The following is a 16,603-nucleotide window of genomic DNA, read 5'->3' on the forward strand; positions in this document are numbered from 1 at the left end:
CCCATCTCCCATTGTTTAATAAAATTTAGCAACATCCCCTATATTTATTCTATAATCATCTCATTTTTCCTTTAATTTTAATATATAGTTATATCCTTACTTAATAGGGTTTTTAGATATTGTTCCAGCTTTTCTTGGATATGTCTTAGCACACTCTTTAATTTTTTTTACTACAACTAAATTATGTCTTAAATCAGTATCCTCTATTTTTACTTCACATATCTGTTCTAATTCTCCGCCAAGAGTTTTAATTGCTACATCACTTTCTTCAATTTCTTGATCTACTGCTGGGCCTTTTAATGCTATAAATTTTCCTCCAACTTTAACATAAGGTAAACAATATTCAGATAAAACACTCATATTTGCCACAGCTCTCGAAGTTGCTATATCAAACTTTTCTCTTAACTTCTTATTTCTAGCACCATCTTCAGCTCTAGAATGAATAGTTTTTATATTTTTTAATCCTAATTTACTAATAACAATATCTAAGAATTTAATTCTCTTATTAAGTGAATCTAATAATGTTACATTTATGTTAGGATTCATTATTGCTATTGGAATTCCTGGGAACCCTGCTCCAGTTCCTACATCAATCATATTAACATTCTTTTTAAATTCATCTCTTTTAAAAGCCTTTATTGAATCTATAAAATGTTTTTTTATAATTTCTTCATCTTCTAATATAGCTGTTAAATTTATTTTTTCATTCCATTCCTGAAGCAATCTCATGTATGTAATGAATTGATCATATTGCTCAGTAGTTAATTCAAGTCCAACATCTTCAGCCGCCTTAGCCATTAAATCATAAAATTCCATAATTTACTCCTCTCATAACGGTTAAGATTTTTTATTATACTGATGTTCTAAATATATAAGTAAAACTGATATATCAGCTGGAGATACACCTGAAATACGTGATGCCTGCCCTATACTTAGTGGTCTAATATCATTAAGTTTTTGAACTGCCTCTTTTCTAAGACCACTGACATCATTATAATCTATATCCTTAGGAAGCATTTTCTTTTCGAATTTTTTAAATTGCTCTACTTGCTCTAATTGACTTTGTATATATCCTTCATATTTAGTTAATATGTTAATTTGCTCGACAACATCATCAGATAATGCTGGTCTATCTGGATCTAATATTGCTAATGCATTATAGTCTAATTCTGGTCTTTGTAATAATTCATATAGACTTACAGCTTTCTTTAATTCTGAAGAATTTAAAGAGCTTAAAAATTCATTCACTTCATTTTTATTAGTTATTTTTAATTTTTTTATTCTGTCTAATTCATTATTTATATTTTCTTTTCTTTGCAAATATCGTTGATATCTTTCTTCTGTTACTAATCCAACTTTATATCCTAGATCTGTCAATCTTAAATCTGCATTATCTTGTCTTAATAATAATCTATATTCTGATCTAGATGTCATCATTCTATATGGTTCATTTGTTCCCTTAGTAACAAGATCATCTATAAGGACTCCTATGTATGCATCTGAACGTGTTAATATAAGAGGTTCTTTTGCTTGTATCTTTAATGCAGCATTTATTCCAGCTACTAGCCCCTGTGCACCAGCTTCTTCATAACCTGAGCTTCCATTAAGTTGACCAGCTCCATACAAGCCTTCTATATCCTTAAATTCTAATGTAGGTTTTAATTGAGTTGGATCTATACAATCATATTCTATTGCATAAGCAGTTCTCATCATTTCTACGTTTTCTAAACCTGGTAGCGTTCTAAGCATCTTTATTTGAACTTCTTCTGGAAGTGATGAAGAAAAACCACCAACATACATTTCTAATGTATTATTTCCCTCTGGCTCTATAAATATTTGATGTTGAGGTCTATCCGGAAATCTCATAACCTTATCTTCTATAGATGGACAATATCTAGGTCCAACGCCTTTAATACTTCCATTATATATTGGAGATCTTCCTATATTTTCTTTAATTATGTTATGAGTTTCTTCAGTAGTATAAGTTAAATAACAAGCTACTTGGTCTTTTTCTAATTTATCACTCATAAATGAAAACGGAACTATCTTTTCGTCTCCATTTTGTTCAATCATTTTTGAGAAGTCTACAGATCTTCTATTTATTCGTGCAGGTGTTCCTGTCTTAAACCTTCTAAGAGAAATTCCTAAATCTAATAATGATTGAGATAAATCATTTGCTGGGAATAATCCATTAGGTCCCCCACTATAAGAAACTTCACCAATTATTATTTTCCCTTTTAAATAAGTTCCTGTAGCTAAAATAACAGCTTTACATGAAAACTTTGCCCCATTTTTAGTGATTACACCTACAACTTTATTATTTTCAACAATAAGTTCAGTTACTTCTATCTGTCTTATTTGAAGGTTTTCTTGTTCTTCTAAAACCCTCTTCATTCTAAATTGATAATCTTTTTTATCAGCCTGTGCTCTTAACGAATGTACTGCTGGTCCTTTAGATGTATTTAACATTCTTGATTGTATGAAAGTATTATCAATGTTTACTCCCATTTCTCCGCCCAGCGCATCTATTTCTCTAACCAAATGCCCTTTGGCTGTTCCTCCTATATTAGGATTACAAGGCATTAATGCAATAGAATCTAAATTAATAGTACATACTAAAGTATTAAGTCCCATTCGTGCAGAAGCCAAAGCTGCTTCACACCCAGCATGACCTGCTCCAATGACAACTAAATCAAATTGTCCGCCCGCATAATTTATAGCCATTTTGCTCCTTCCCTACTTTCCTACACAAAATTCACTGAAAATTTTATTTAATAAATCTTCTTCTAGTTCATCACCAGTAATTTCGCCTAATGCTCTCATTCCTGATGTTATATATATAGATATCAGATCTAAAAATTCACTTGACTGTATTTTTTCTAATGCAATAGTACAGTTTTCTAATGCTCTATATAATGCTTGCTTATGTCTAGTATTAGAAATTATTAAACTTTCTGAATCTATTTCTCCATCGAAAAATAGTTCTTTTATTTTATCCTTTAAATTATCTATACCAATTTCATTTTTAGCTGATATTTCTATTATATTTCTTAAATTTCCTATTATATCATCTGATATTTTTCTATTCAAGTCAATTTTATTTAACAATGTTATGTATTTTTTATCCTTAACAGCATCTATTATTAGCTTATCTTCATCATCTACTTCTCTAGATGAATCCATCATTAAAACAACTAAATCTGCTTCTTCTATTTTTTCTTTAGATCTTTCAACACCAATCTTTTCTACAGTATCTTCTGTATCTCTGATCCCTGCAGTATCAATTATTCTAACAGGAATACCATCAATATTTATATATTCTTCAATTATATCTCTAGTAGTACCTGGAATATCAGTAACAATAGCTCTTTTTTCTCTTAAAAGTGCATTAAGTAACGATGACTTTCCTACATTAGGTTTACCTACTATAACCATATTTAATCCATCTCTTATTATCTTACCTTCATCAGCATTTTTCAAAAGTTTCTTTATTCTTTCTATTGTTTTATTTATCCCATCCTTAATTTGAGATAATAAATTATCATCTATTATGTCTTCATCATCTTCTGTAAAATCAACAGCATATTCAATTAAAGCTAATACATTTAATAAATACTTCCTTAGTTCTCCTATCTCTTTAGATAATGAACCCTTACTTTGCATTATTGCAGATTTCATTGATAATTCAGTCTTAGCTCTAATTATATCTATAACAGCTTCTGCTTGACTCAAATCAAGCTTTCCATTTAAAAACGCTCTTTTAGTAAATTCACCTGGCTCTGCTAATCTTGCTCCAGACTTAACTATTTCATTAAGAACCCTATTAGTTGCAACAACGCCCCCATGACAATTTATTTCTACAACATTTTCTCCTGTATAGCTATATGGACCTTTCATGTAACTTAATATTACATCATCCACAATCTCATTATTTTCTGCATTTATTACATTTCCATATCTCATGGTGTAAGTTTTCATATTTTTTATATCTTGTTTATTTTTAGGTCTAAAAATACTACTAGCCATATCTAAAGCATTATTTCCTGAAATTCTTATTATAGATATTCCACCTTCGCCAATTGGTGTAGCAATTGCACAAATAGTATCAAATTCTTTCATTGTATATTGTCCTCCTCTTAAAGAAGTCTTTTATATTATTATACCCATTTAAACTAATATCAATTTTACATAACAAAATTTAATTAGTCAAAAATACAGCACTTATTCTTTTTTATAACTTAAAAAAAGAAAGCCTCTAGGCTTTCTTCTAATTATTAGGTTCTATAACAATCCTTCTAAACGGCTCTTCACCTTCACTATATGTATTAACTAAATTGTTATCTTGAAGAGCAAAATGAATTATTCTTCTTTCATAAGGATTCATAGGCTCTAATTTTAGTGTTTTTCTTGTTTTTATAACTCTATTAGCTGATTTTATAGCCACACCTTTAAGAGTTTCTTCTCTTTTGCTTCGGTAATTTTCAGTATCAAGTATAACCTTCTTATGAGGAATATCATGTGACTTATTAACTACTAGTGATAACAAATATTGGATTGAATCTAATGTCTCGCCTCTATATCCAATTATTAATCCCATCTTCTTGCCATAAAGATTAATATTTATAGCATCATCTTTTTCTGTAATAGATATTTCTGCTGTTAATCCCACACATTTAAGTATATTAGCTATAAATTTTCTTGCTTCCTCTATATAATCGTATTTCATTGAAACCCTAATCCTAGCAGGCTTAAATCCAATAACATTGAATAATCCTTTAGCTCCTGGATCTATAATTTCAAAATTAATCTTTTCCTTAGTAGTATTAAGCTCATTCAACGCCTTTTCTAAAGCATCCTCAATATTTTTACCTTCTACTTCAATTGATTTCATATATCAATTCACCACCCTAAGAGTAATAAAAAATTCTTATTATTTTTTCTTTTTTTTCTTTTTAGTACTAGCTAAATTCTTAGGTTCATCAATATTCATTGAAAACTTTTCTTTTTTACTTTCTGATTCATTAACTTGTGTCTTTTTCATTTCTTCCATAGCTGGTCTATAATTCAAGAAATATGTTTGAACAGCTTGAATTGCATTTCCCATAATCCAGTATAAAACTAATATTGATTTAAATTTTATAGACATGAATCCCATCATTCCGGCCATAACAAAATTCATAGTTCTCATATCCATTCCACCTTCCGCTGGACTTGGTTGAGCTTTTGTCATTAAATATGATGGTAGATAAGTTGTTAATGCTGCTAACACAGGTAATATAAACAATTGGTCTGGTCCACCTAAACTTTTAAGCCATAAAAACGGAACTCCATCTAAATCGTTTATCCCCATAAAAACCCAATATAAAGCCATTAATATTGGTAATGGTAATAAAGAAGGTAAACATCCACCTGTTAAACTAACATTGTTTTCTTTATATAGTTTCATTACTTCTTCATTCATTTTTTGTGGATCATTTTTATACTTTTCTTGAAGTTTCTTAACTTCTGGCTGAATTTTCTGCATACCTCTTGTTGATTTTGCAGACTTTATATTTAATGGTAATATTAATAGTCTTATTATTAAAGTAAATATAAAAATAGCTAAAACATAAGAAATACCCTTATCAGATATTCCCATTTGTACATGAACAAATTCATACAAATAATTAAATATAGAAGCCAAAAAGTCAACTATCTTTTGAAACATTAATTAAACTCCCTCCTACGCCTTACTTTACCGGATCATATCCACCCTTACAAAAAGGATTACATCTAAGTATTCTGTAAAATGCCATTATTCCACCTTTTAATGCTCCATATTTGTTTATAGCATCAAGAGCATATTGTGAACAGGTTGGCGTAAATCTACAGCACGAAGGTTTTGCTGGTGAAATATATTTCCTATAAAATTTTATTAGACTTATCAATATTTTCTTCATTATTATATAAGCCTGCCTTTTTTAATAAATTTTGCATTGCTTTTTCAACCTCAAAATAGCTTTTATCTTTTAATGGTTTTCTAGCAATAAAAACAAAATCGTATCCTTTTTTTACATTTTCATAGTTTAATCTAAAGCTTTCACTTATTAATCTTTTACATCTACTTCTAACAACACTATTTCCTACTTTTTTACTAACAGATATACCTATTTTGCTATAATAACCCAAATCATTATTCTTATTCCTCTTATTTTTAAGTATATACATAACTAATATATCATTTGCAAAAGATTTTCCTCTTCTGTATAGAGTCATAAATTCAAAATTTTTTTTTAATCTATAAATCATAGATATTCACAAACTCCTTTTTTTCCTGCATTTGCAGAAAAAAGGCCACTTATTGCGGCCCTTAAGCTGTTAATTTTTTTCTTCCTTTTCTTCTTCTGTTTCTAAGAATGTTTCTTCCTGATTGAGTGCTCATTCTTTTTCTGAAACCATGTTCTTTTTTTCTTTGTCTCTTTTTAGGTTGATAAGTCATGAACATTATACATGCACCCCCTTAAAATAATATTTTATAGTCAAAACTATAATATCACGATTTTAAATTTTACCTTTCTATTATATATAGATACTAAAATCCTGTCAAGAAAACAATATTTGTTGATAATTATAAATTGATGACAGTTTTTTTGTGGATAACTTATTGAATAAGTAGTTTTACTTATGTTATGATAAATATACTATTGTGAATAACCTTTTAAATGTAAAACTTATCCACACCTGTTGATAAAATTGTGCATAACTTGTTTGTTTTATTATGAATTATTTATAGAACACCTCTATTATTCAGCAATATACCTTGTTTATAACAAATTTCATAATGTTGTGCATTATTTATAAATATCTGATTTCATAAACATAATTATTAACATGTTAGTATACTTATATACATAATTGTAAATAAATATAATATGTTAATATCTATGTTGATAATATGTACATAATGTATAAATAAAAAATTTTAATTTATTTATTTGGAGGAACATAAATGGATACCGATCTAAATAACCTTTGGGAAAAAACCCTAAATATTATAAAAAGTGAACTAAGTGAAGTTAGCTTTAATACTTGGATAAAAAGCTGTCAACCAATATCGATGTCTAATACTAGCATAAAAATAAGTGTTCCTAACTCATTTACTCAAGACATTTTAAATAAAAGATATAAAGATTTAGTTGCAAATTCAATTAAAGCTGTTTGTTCAAAGTTATATGATATTGAATTTGTAATACTTTCTGATGCTTCTGATAAAGAAAACTCAAAAATAAAATCAGATAAACCAACTAGATCAATTATAGTTAATGATGAAATGTCATCAACACTTAATCCAAAGTACACTTTTAATTCATTTGTTATTGGTAATAGCAATAGATTTGCTCATGCAGCATCATTAGCAGTTGCTGAAGCACCAGCTAAAGCATACAATCCTTTATTTATATATGGAGGTGTTGGACTCGGAAAAACGCACCTTATGCATGCGATAGGACATTATATTTTAGAGAGTAATCCTAATGCAAAGGTTGTTTATGTATCATCTGAAAAATTTACTAATGAATTAATTAATGCCATAAAAGATGATAAAAATGAAGAATTCAGAAGTAAATATAGAAATGTAGATGTTTTATTAATAGATGATATCCAATTTATAGCTGGTAAAGAACGTACACAAGAAGAATTTTTCCATACCTTTAACGCATTACATGATGCAAATAAGCAAATTATTCTATCATCTGATAGGCCACCAAAAGAAATTCCAACACTTGAGGATAGACTTAGATCAAGATTTGAATGGGGATTAATAGCAGATATTCAAGTTCCTGATTTTGAAACTAGAATGGCAATTTTGAAAAAGAAAGCAGATGTTGAAAATTTAAATGTTGCAAATGACGTTATGGGATATATAGCTAGTAAGATAAAATCAAACATAAGAGAACTTGAAGGAGCGTTAATACGAATAATAGCGTATTCGTCTTTAACTAATAGAGAAGTTAGTGTAGATTTAGCTACTGAAGCTTTAAAAGACATAATATCTAAAAAGCAAGGAAAACATGTAACTATAGATGCAATTCAAGACATTGTTGCAAGTTATTATAATCTTCGTATAGAAGATTTGAAATCCCAAAGAAGAACAAGAAGCGTTGCATATCCTAGGCAGATAGCAATGTATCTTAGTAGAAAACTAACGGATATGTCTTTGCCTAAAATAGGAGAAGAATTTGGCGGAAGAGATCATACAACTGTTATACATGCATACGAGAAGATCTCTGAAAATTTGAAGACTGATGACACACTACAACATACTGTAAATAATATAACTAAAAAGCTAACTCAAAATTAATTAACAGCTGTATATAATAACTTTATCATATATTGTGGATAACATAAAAAAGATAATTGAATGTTAATAACTGTGGATAACATAATAAGATTATCAATAAATTATCCACACTATTTTTGCATAAAATTCTGTTGATTTCTCTTAGATTAGAGTACTTATCAACAAATTAACAGCTCCTACTACTATTATTACTAATAAATATCTATATATTTATCTATATATTTTTTTAAATCTTGTTAATAAAATAAGGAGGATAACTCATGATCTTTAAATGTGAAAAACAAAAATTTTTAGAAGGAATTTCTATAGTACAAAAAGCAATAACAGGAAAATCAACAATGCCTATTTTAGAAGGAATTTATATAAAAGCTAATAATTCAGGTTTGACATTAATAGGTTCTGATATGGATGTTAGTATACAAACAGTTGTTGATGCAGATATTATAGAAGAGGGATCTATTGTTATAGATGCTAAAATATTTGGAGAAATAATAAGAAAATTACCTAACTCAACAATAAAAATAGAAACAATAGAAAATCAATTAATTAAAATAACTTGTGAAAAATCAGTATTTGATGTAGTTTATATGAATACTACTGAATATCCAGAATTACCTCAAATAAATGAAAATTTAAAAATATCAGTTAATCAAAATATACTAAAAAACATGATTAAAGGAACATCTTTTGCTATAGCTCAAGACGAAACTAGACCTATACTACAAGGAATCTTATTTGAAGTTAAGAATAAAAATTTAAATTTAGTTGCACTTGATGGATATAGATTGGCAATTAGAAGTGAATTTTTAGATAGCGATATGGATATAGAAGTTGTTATACCAGGAAAAACATTAAATGAAGTGTCTAAAATATTAGAAGATATTGATGACATAGTAGATATTACATTTACCGATAATCATATATTATTTAATTTAGAAAAAACTAAAATAATTTCTAGGTTATTAGAAGGAAAATATATAAATTATACTTCACTTTTACCTCAAGAACACAAATTATTAGTCAATGTTAACAGACAAGAATTACAAAATGCCATTGAGAGAGCTTCACTAATGGCTAAGGATGGTAATACCAATTTAATTAAATTAGACTTCCAACAAGATAATCTAATAATAACTTCGAATTCTCAATTAGGAAAGGTAAGAGAAGAAATAGAAATAAAATTGCAAGGTGAGCAAATAGAAATTGCATTTAATTCTAGATACCTTTTAGATGTGTTGAAGAACATTGAAAGTGATGATGTATTAATGAAAATGACATCTGGAATTACTCCGTGTGTACTTGAAGAAAAAGATAATGAAAATTCTAAATACTTGGTATTACCAGTTAGATTGATGAGATAAGGAGAAAAATATACATAGGTATATTTATGCGTAAAAATGAATGAGGTATCAATTAATACGGAAATTATAAAATTAGATGCATTTTTAAAGTGGGCAGCTATTGTTGGATCAGGAGCAGAGGCAAAATTTTTAATACAAGATGGATTAGTTAGTGTTAATGGGGAAATTTGTACTCAAAGAGGTAAAAAGTTAATAAAAGGTGATGTTGTAAATTTTGATAACATCGATTATAAAATTATATAGTTATAAAAAGTATAATAAAATTTATTATTATATTTATGTTATAATTGTTATAGGTGCATTACATGTATATTAAAAATATAAGTTTAATCAATTATAGAAATTATGAAAGCCTACAGTTAAATTTAAGTAGAAACGTTAATGTTTTTAAAGGTGATAACGCTCAAGGTAAAACAAATATCTTAGAGGCTGTATATTATTGTGCTTTTGCTAAATCACATAGAACATCTAGAGATAAAGAACTCATAAAGTGGAATAACGAGAATGCTTATATAAGTATTCTCGTTGGCAAAAGTAGATTGGATAAAAAAATAGACATAAATATATTGAGAAATGGAAAGAAAGCTATTAAAGTTAATTCAATTAAGGTTAGTAAGATTGATGAGCTATTTGGTAGCTTTAATGTTGTTATGTTTTCTCCAGAGGATTTAAAAGTAATAAAAGAATCTCCAAGCTTGAGACGAAGATTATTAGACATGGAAATATCCCAAATAAATAAAAAATATTATTTTAATTTAGTTCAATATAATAAAGTGTTAAATGAACGTAATACACTATTAAAGAATAGAACCTTAGATAATGAATTTATTGAGGTATATAATTTACAATTAGCCCAATATGCTGATTATATTATAAAAGAACGGTTAAAATATATAGATAAGATAAATTATTATGGTAATGATATACATAATGAGATAACATCGGGAAAAGAAAATATCAATCTTAAATATACTTCAACAATAGGAGAAGTGAATGATATAAAGTCGAATTTTTTGTTGAAGTTAAGAAATAATTTGAATAAGGATAGAGAACGTGGTTTAACTTTGATAGGTCCACATAGAGATGATTTTAATATTTTTATTAATGGAATAGATGTGAAAACATTTGGCTCGCAAGGACAACAAAGAACAGCAATTCTAACCATAAAGTTTTCCTCTTTAAAGATAATTAAAGAAACTACAGGGGAATATCCAGTTTTATTATTGGATGATGTACTTTCAGAACTTGATGGAAATAGAAAAAAATATATATTAAGTACTATCAAAGATATCCAAACTATAATAACCAGTACAGGAATTGAAGATTTAAAAGATTATCTAGATAACAATGGGAAGATTTTCAATGTTTATAATGGAAAAATAATCGATTAAAGGAGGTTTAAAAATGTTTTTACATTTAGGTGAAAATATAGTAATTTCTATAGACAATATAATTGGAATATTCGACTTAGATAGGGCAATGTATGGATCTGATACAATACAATTTTTAAGGCTTGCAGAAGAAGATGGATTTGTTGAAAGAATATCAAATGAAAATCCAAAATCATTTATTTTGGCAGAAGTAGATAATGTGAGTAAGATATATTTATCACCTATATCTTCTACAACATTAACAAAGAGAATTGGTATAATATAGTTTTAAAATTATTAGTTATAGGAGGAATCTGATTTGGAACAAGAAAATAAAAAGTATGATGAAAATCAGATACAGGTACTTGAAGGTCTAGAAGCTGTAAGAAAGAGACCAGGAATGTATATTGGAACTACAAGTTCTAGAGGTCTTCATCATTTAGTATATGAAATTGTTGACAATAGTATAGATGAGGCATTAGCAGGGTACTGTAAGAAAATAGAAGTTAAAATAAATAATGATAACTCAATTACAGTGACTGATGATGGTAGAGGTATGCCAGTTGGAATACATCACAAAATGGGTAGATCTGCGGTAGAAGTTATAATGACGGTTCTACATGCAGGTGGAAAATTCGGCGGAGGAGGTTACAAAGTATCAGGTGGATTACATGGTGTTGGTGCATCTGTAGTTAATGCTCTTTCAGAAGATTGTACAGTAACTGTAAAAAGAGAAGGGCATGTATGGCAACAAAGTTATAAAAGAGGAAAGATACTAGGGGATCTTAAAAAGATAGGCGAAAGCAATGAAACTGGTACTATGATATATTTCAAGCCAGATCCGGAAATCTTTGAGGAATTAGAGTTTGATTTTGAAATTCTTTCACAAAGATTAAGAGAACTTGCGTTTTTAAATAAAGGCATTTATATAAAATTAATTGATGAAAGAGATCAAAATGAAGAAATTTTTCATTATGAAGGTGGAATAAAGTCATTTGTTACTTATCTAAATAGAAATAAAGTTCCAATTCATGAAGAGCCTATTTATGTTGAAGGAATAAAAGATAATGTATCAGTTGAGGTAGCACTTCAATATAACGATGGATATACGGAAAATATCTTTTCTTTTGCTAATAATATAGATACAGCAGAAGGTGGAACTCACTTAGTTGGATTTAAAACAGCACTAACAAGAGTATTTAATGATTATGCAAAAAGATATGGGCATATAAAAGAAAATGATAAGAACTTATCAGGAGAAGATATAAGAGAAGGGCTTACAGCTGTAGTATCAGTAAAGATAGAAGATCCACAATTTGAAGGACAGACTAAAACTAAATTAGGTAATAGTGAAGTAAGAGGTATTGTTGATTCAATTGTAGGAGAAAATGTAGGCACATTTTTAGAAGAAAATCCAAATGTAAGTAAGATGATAGTTGATAAAGCATTAATGGCAGCAAGAGCAAGAGATGCTGCTAGAAAAGCAAGAGAATTAACTAGAAAATCTGTATTGGAAAGAACTACATTGCCTGGAAAGTTAGCTGATTGTTCATCTAAAGATCCAAAAGAATGTGAAATATATATAGTCGAAGGAGACTCAGCAGGGGGATCTGCTAAGCAAGGAAGAAACAGAAAATTCCAAGCAATTTTGCCTTTAAGAGGTAAAATATTAAATGTTGAAAAGCAAAGACTAGACAGAATATTAAATGCAGATACTATTAGATCTATGGTTGCAGCTTTTGGTGCTGGAATCGGTAATGATTTTGATATAGAAAAAATTAGATATAATAGAATAATAATAATGACTGATGCCGATGTTGATGGTGCACATATAAGAACTTTATTATTAACATTCTTTTATAGATATATGAGAAAGTTAGTAGAAGATGGGCATGTCTATATAGCGCAGCCACCACTATATAAGGTAACAAAGAATAAGAATGATAACTATGCTTATAATGATGCAGAGTTGGATCAAATATTAGCAGAGATTGGAGGCAAAGATAACTCTACTGATATTCAAAGATATAAGGGACTTGGTGAAATGAATGCAATTCAATTATGGGATACAACAATGGATCCTGAAAAGAGAATTTTACTAAGAGTTGATATAGAGGATGCAATGGCAGCAGATGAAATTTTCACAATATTAATGGGTGAAAAAGTTGAGCCAAGAAAAGAATTTATTCAAAGAAATGCGAAGAACGTTGTTAATTTAGATATTTAGTACTGAATAATATGAGGTGAAGTACATGGATTTTAATGAGGGAAAAGTTATACCTGTAGATATAAACAAAGAGATGAAAAAATGCTATATAGACTATGCTATGAGCGTTATAGTTGGTCGTGCTCTTCCAGATGTAAGAGATGGATTAAAGCCAGTTCATAGAAGAATACTATATTCGCTACAAGGATTAGGATTAACACCAGAAAAGGGCTATAGAAAATGTGCAAGAATAGTCGGAGACGTATTAGGTAAATATCATCCTCATGGTGATAGTTCAGTTTATGATGCATTAGTAAGAATGGCACAAGACTTCTCAATGAGATATATGCTTGTTGATGGTCATGGAAACTTCGGTTCTGTAGATGGTGATAGTGCAGCTGCTATGAGATATACAGAAGCAAAGATGAATAAAATATCTGTAGAGATATTAAGGGATATTAATAAGAATACTGTTGACTTTATGCCTAATTTTGATGGAGAAGAACAAGAACCAGTAGTTTTACCATCAAGATTTCCTAATCTTTTAGTAAATGGTTCATCTGGAATAGCTGTTGGTATGGCAACTAACATACCACCACATAATTTAGGCGAAATAATTGATGGGACTATTATGCTTATTGATAATCCGGAAACAAGTGTTCTAGATCTTATGACTAAAATAAAAGGTCCAGACTTTCCTACTGGTGGAATAATCATGGGAAAGGCAGGAATAAGAGCTGCATATGAAACTGGGAAAGGAAAAATTGTTGTTAGAGCAGATGCAGAAATAGAAGAAGAGAGTGGACGACATAGAATAATTGTTACTGAGATACCTTATCAAGTTAATAAGGCTAGACTTATAGAAAATATTGCTGATTTAGTAAAAGATAAAAAGATTACTGGAATATCTGATTTAAGAGATGAGTCAGATAGAGAAGGCATGAGAATTGTTATAGAACTAAAAAAAGATGCAAATCCAAGTGTTGTATTAAATCTTTTGTATAAACATACAAAACTTCAAGATACATTTGGAGTTATAATGCTGGCATTAGTTGATAATGAGCCAAGAGTATTAAATTTAAAAGAAATATTATCAAACTATATAGATTTCCAAAAAGAAGTTGTAACAAGAAGAACTGTATTTGATCTAAATAAAGCAGAAGCTAGGGCACATATCTTAGAAGGATTAAAAATAGCTTTAGATAACATTGATGAAGTTATAAGCATTATAAGAAATTCTAAGACTACTGAAATAGCTAAAAATACTTTAATGGAAAGATTTGGTCTATCAGAAAAGCAGTCTCAAGCTATATTAGAAATGAGACTTAGAAGACTAACAGGATTAGAAAGAGATAAGATTGAAGAAGAGTATAATGAATTAATGAAATTAATAGAATATTTGAATTCTATATTGGCTAGTGAAGAAAAACTATTAGGAGTAATAAAAGACGAACTAATAGAAATAAAAAATAAATATTCAGATGAGAGAAGATCTAAAATTGAAAAAGTAGTAAATGAAATTGACATTGAGGATCTTATACAAGAAGAAGAAGTTGTAATAACATTAACTAATTCTGGATATATAAAGAGAATTCCTTCTGATACATATTCATCACAAAGAAGAGGTGGAAAAGGAATTCAAGCTATGACAACTAAAGAGGATGACTTTGTTGAGCATATTATGATAACATCTACTCATTCTGATGTACTATTCTTTACTAATAGAGGACGTGTATATAAATTAAGAGCATATGAAATACCTGAGGCAGGAAGACAGGCAAAGGGTACTAATATAATAAATCTTATAGCAATAGAACAAGATGAAAAGATTCAAACTGTATTAACTGTAGCAGATGGTAAAAAAGAGGGATTCCTATTTATGGGAACTAAACAAGGTATAGTTAAGAAAACACATATAAGTGAATTTAAAAATCTAAGAAAGAATGGATTAATTGCTATAAGCTTAAAAGATGGGGATGAGCTTCTTAAAGTTAAAAACACTTACGGAGATGCTAATATCATAGTAGTAACACAGAATGGATATGCTGTTAGATTTAATGAGCAAAATGTTAGAGCTATGGGTAGAACTGCATCAGGAGTAAAAGCAATTAACTTAAAAGACGATGATATAGCTGTATGTATGGATATCGCAGTTGATGATGAAGAATTGTTAGTAATAAGTGAAAATGGATTTGGAAAGAGAACACCTATAAAAGAATATAAAGTTCAAAATAGAGGTGGGGTAGGTTTAATCACATATAAAATTAGTGAAAAAACAGGAAAATTAGTAGGTGCTACAGTTTGTAAGGTTGATGATGAGTTAATGCTTATAAACTCTAGTGGTGTAGCTATAAGAATTAATGTATCAGATATTTCAGTTACAAGTAGATCTGCAATGGGTGTAACTTTAATGAGAACTAGTGATACTGAAAAAGTAGTTGCTATAGCGAAAATATTAAGTAATGATGATGAAAAAGAAGAAATTGATTCAGAAGTTATAGAACAGAAAGATGAAAGACCAATAGAAGAATAATATTAATAAAGAAGGTAATTAATCATTAATTACCTTCTTTAATTTCATAGAAGAATATATTGTAGAATATAGTTAAGATTAGTATTAAATAAAAATACTAGAGTTTTAAAAAGATATTCAATAAAAAAGGGTATCTGTTTATTCTTTAGAGAAGAATGTAAGCAAGATATATGGAGTATACTATGTACTACTATCCAGGTGTATCATTATATAAAAAACTTAGAAAGATAAAGAAAATGAAAGATATATAATAATAATCTAACAAAAATAAGAATATGTATTAATATCGGATTAATACATGTGTTATTATGTAATACGTCGCTAGGAACTGAGGGCAAAACTTTTAAGTATCAATTGTAAAGTTTGATTCAAATTAAAAAAATAAAAAAAGTTGTTGACAGATGTAAAAAGCGGTGTTAAACTAAGAAAGTCGCTTGAGGGCGACAAAGTAATAACGAAAGTTATGAAAAAGAAAATGGTCTTTGAAAATTGAACAGAATATAATAAACAATTAGTAAACCAGCAATTCTTTTATAAGAGTAAGAGCAAAGATTAAACTTTTTATTGAGAGTTTGATCCTGGCTCAGGACGAACGCTGGCGGCGTGCCTAACACATGCAAGTCGAGCGATGAAGTTTCCTTCGGGAAATGGATTAGCGGCGGACGGGTGAGTAACACGTGGGTAACCTGCCTTATAGTGGGGGATAGCCTTTCGAAAGGAAGATTAATACCGCATAAGATTGTAGTATCGCATGATATAGCAATTAAAGGAGCAATTCGCTATAAGATGGACCCG

General features: G+C 28.8%; 15 protein-coding genes and 1 rRNA gene. 8 read left to right on the top strand and 8 right to left on the bottom strand.

Annotated features, from left to right (window positions below; genetic code table 11):
• Window positions 1-96 precede the first annotated feature (96 nt).
• The 8 genes from rsmG to rpmH form a co-directional block, all read right to left on the bottom strand.
• The gene (gene rsmG / locus CNEONATNEC86_RS21090) at window positions 97-816 is read right to left on the bottom strand and encodes a 16S rRNA (guanine(527)-N(7))-methyltransferase RsmG (protein ID WP_159117181.1); all 720 of its coding nucleotides are present in this window, start codon (window positions 814-816) and stop codon (window positions 97-99) included.
• Window positions 817-837: 21 nt separating this feature from the next.
• Entirely contained in the window at window positions 838-2,724 is a 1,887-nt protein-coding gene (mnmG, locus tag CNEONATNEC86_RS21095; protein ID WP_159136777.1) for a tRNA uridine-5-carboxymethylaminomethyl(34) synthesis enzyme MnmG, read from the bottom strand.
• Between the two features lie 12 nt (window positions 2,725-2,736).
• Entirely contained in the window at window positions 2,737-4,119 is a 1,383-nt protein-coding gene (gene mnmE / locus CNEONATNEC86_RS21100) for a tRNA uridine-5-carboxymethylaminomethyl(34) synthesis GTPase MnmE (RefSeq protein ID WP_159136778.1), read from the bottom strand.
• A 148-nt stretch (window positions 4,120-4,267) separates the two neighbouring features.
• Complete coding sequence (gene jag / locus CNEONATNEC86_RS21105) at window positions 4,268-4,891, bottom strand: RNA-binding cell elongation regulator Jag/EloR (RefSeq protein WP_058293235.1); 624 nt, start codon at window positions 4,889-4,891, stop codon at window positions 4,268-4,270.
• 39 nt (window positions 4,892-4,930) lie between these two features.
• On the bottom strand, window positions 4,931-5,707 hold the full coding sequence (gene yidC, locus CNEONATNEC86_RS21110) for a membrane protein insertase YidC (protein ID WP_058293234.1): 777 nt from the start codon (window positions 5,705-5,707) through the stop codon (window positions 4,931-4,933).
• Between the two features lie 22 nt (window positions 5,708-5,729).
• Entirely contained in the window at window positions 5,730-5,939 is a 210-nt protein-coding gene (yidD, locus tag CNEONATNEC86_RS21115; RefSeq protein WP_058293233.1) for a membrane protein insertion efficiency factor YidD, read from the bottom strand.
• Window positions 5,902-6,288 (bottom strand): ribonuclease P protein component, encoded by a 387-nt coding sequence (rnpA, locus tag CNEONATNEC86_RS21120; RefSeq protein WP_058293232.1) that lies wholly within the window; start codon window positions 6,286-6,288, stop codon window positions 5,902-5,904. The genes yidD and rnpA overlap by 38 nt, the downstream gene beginning before the upstream one ends.
• A 61-nt stretch (window positions 6,289-6,349) precedes the next feature.
• Window positions 6,350-6,484 carry a 50S ribosomal protein L34 gene (gene rpmH / locus CNEONATNEC86_RS21125; protein ID WP_058293231.1) on the bottom strand — a complete coding sequence of 45 codons (135 nt, stop codon included), beginning with the start codon at window positions 6,482-6,484 and terminating at the stop codon, window positions 6,350-6,352.
• Between the two features lie 504 nt (window positions 6,485-6,988).
• On the opposite strand from rpmH, the gene dnaA reads away from it, so the two are divergent.
• The 8 genes from dnaA to CNEONATNEC86_RS21165 all read left to right on the top strand — a co-directional run.
• Window positions 6,989-8,338, top strand: a complete 1,350-nt coding sequence (gene dnaA, locus CNEONATNEC86_RS21130) for a chromosomal replication initiator protein DnaA (protein WP_058293230.1) — start codon at window positions 6,989-6,991, stop codon at window positions 8,336-8,338.
• A 260-nt stretch (window positions 8,339-8,598) separates the two neighbouring features.
• Window positions 8,599-9,699: a DNA polymerase III subunit beta gene (gene dnaN, locus CNEONATNEC86_RS21135; RefSeq protein WP_058293229.1), complete on the top strand. Its 1,101-nt coding sequence runs from the start codon at window positions 8,599-8,601 to the stop codon at window positions 9,697-9,699.
• 36 nt (window positions 9,700-9,735) lie between these two features.
• Entirely contained in the window at window positions 9,736-9,942 is a 207-nt protein-coding gene (locus tag CNEONATNEC86_RS21140; protein WP_058293228.1) for an RNA-binding S4 domain-containing protein, read from the top strand.
• A gap of 62 nt (window positions 9,943-10,004) precedes the next feature.
• Complete coding sequence (gene recF / locus CNEONATNEC86_RS21145) at window positions 10,005-11,090, top strand: DNA replication/repair protein RecF (RefSeq protein ID WP_058293227.1); 1,086 nt, start codon at window positions 10,005-10,007, stop codon at window positions 11,088-11,090.
• Window positions 11,091-11,103: 13 nt separating this feature from the next.
• Complete coding sequence (gene remB, locus CNEONATNEC86_RS21150; RefSeq protein ID WP_058293226.1) at window positions 11,104-11,355, top strand: extracellular matrix regulator RemB; 252 nt, start codon at window positions 11,104-11,106, stop codon at window positions 11,353-11,355.
• A gap of 33 nt (window positions 11,356-11,388) precedes the next feature.
• Window positions 11,389-13,296, top strand: coding sequence for a DNA topoisomerase (ATP-hydrolyzing) subunit B (gene gyrB, locus CNEONATNEC86_RS21155; protein ID WP_058293225.1), 1,908 nt, complete (start codon window positions 11,389-11,391; stop codon window positions 13,294-13,296).
• A 25-nt stretch (window positions 13,297-13,321) separates the two neighbouring features.
• Window positions 13,322-15,808, top strand: a complete 2,487-nt coding sequence (gyrA, locus tag CNEONATNEC86_RS21160) for a DNA gyrase subunit A (RefSeq protein WP_058293224.1) — start codon at window positions 13,322-13,324, stop codon at window positions 15,806-15,808.
• A 560-nt stretch (window positions 15,809-16,368) separates the two neighbouring features.
• A 16S ribosomal RNA gene (locus CNEONATNEC86_RS21165) occupies window positions 16,369-16,603 on the top strand; the annotation flags it as partial.

The organism is Clostridium neonatale (genome assembly GCF_900465025.1).
Classification (GTDB): Bacteria; Bacillota; Clostridia; order Clostridiales; family Clostridiaceae; genus Clostridium; species Clostridium neonatale.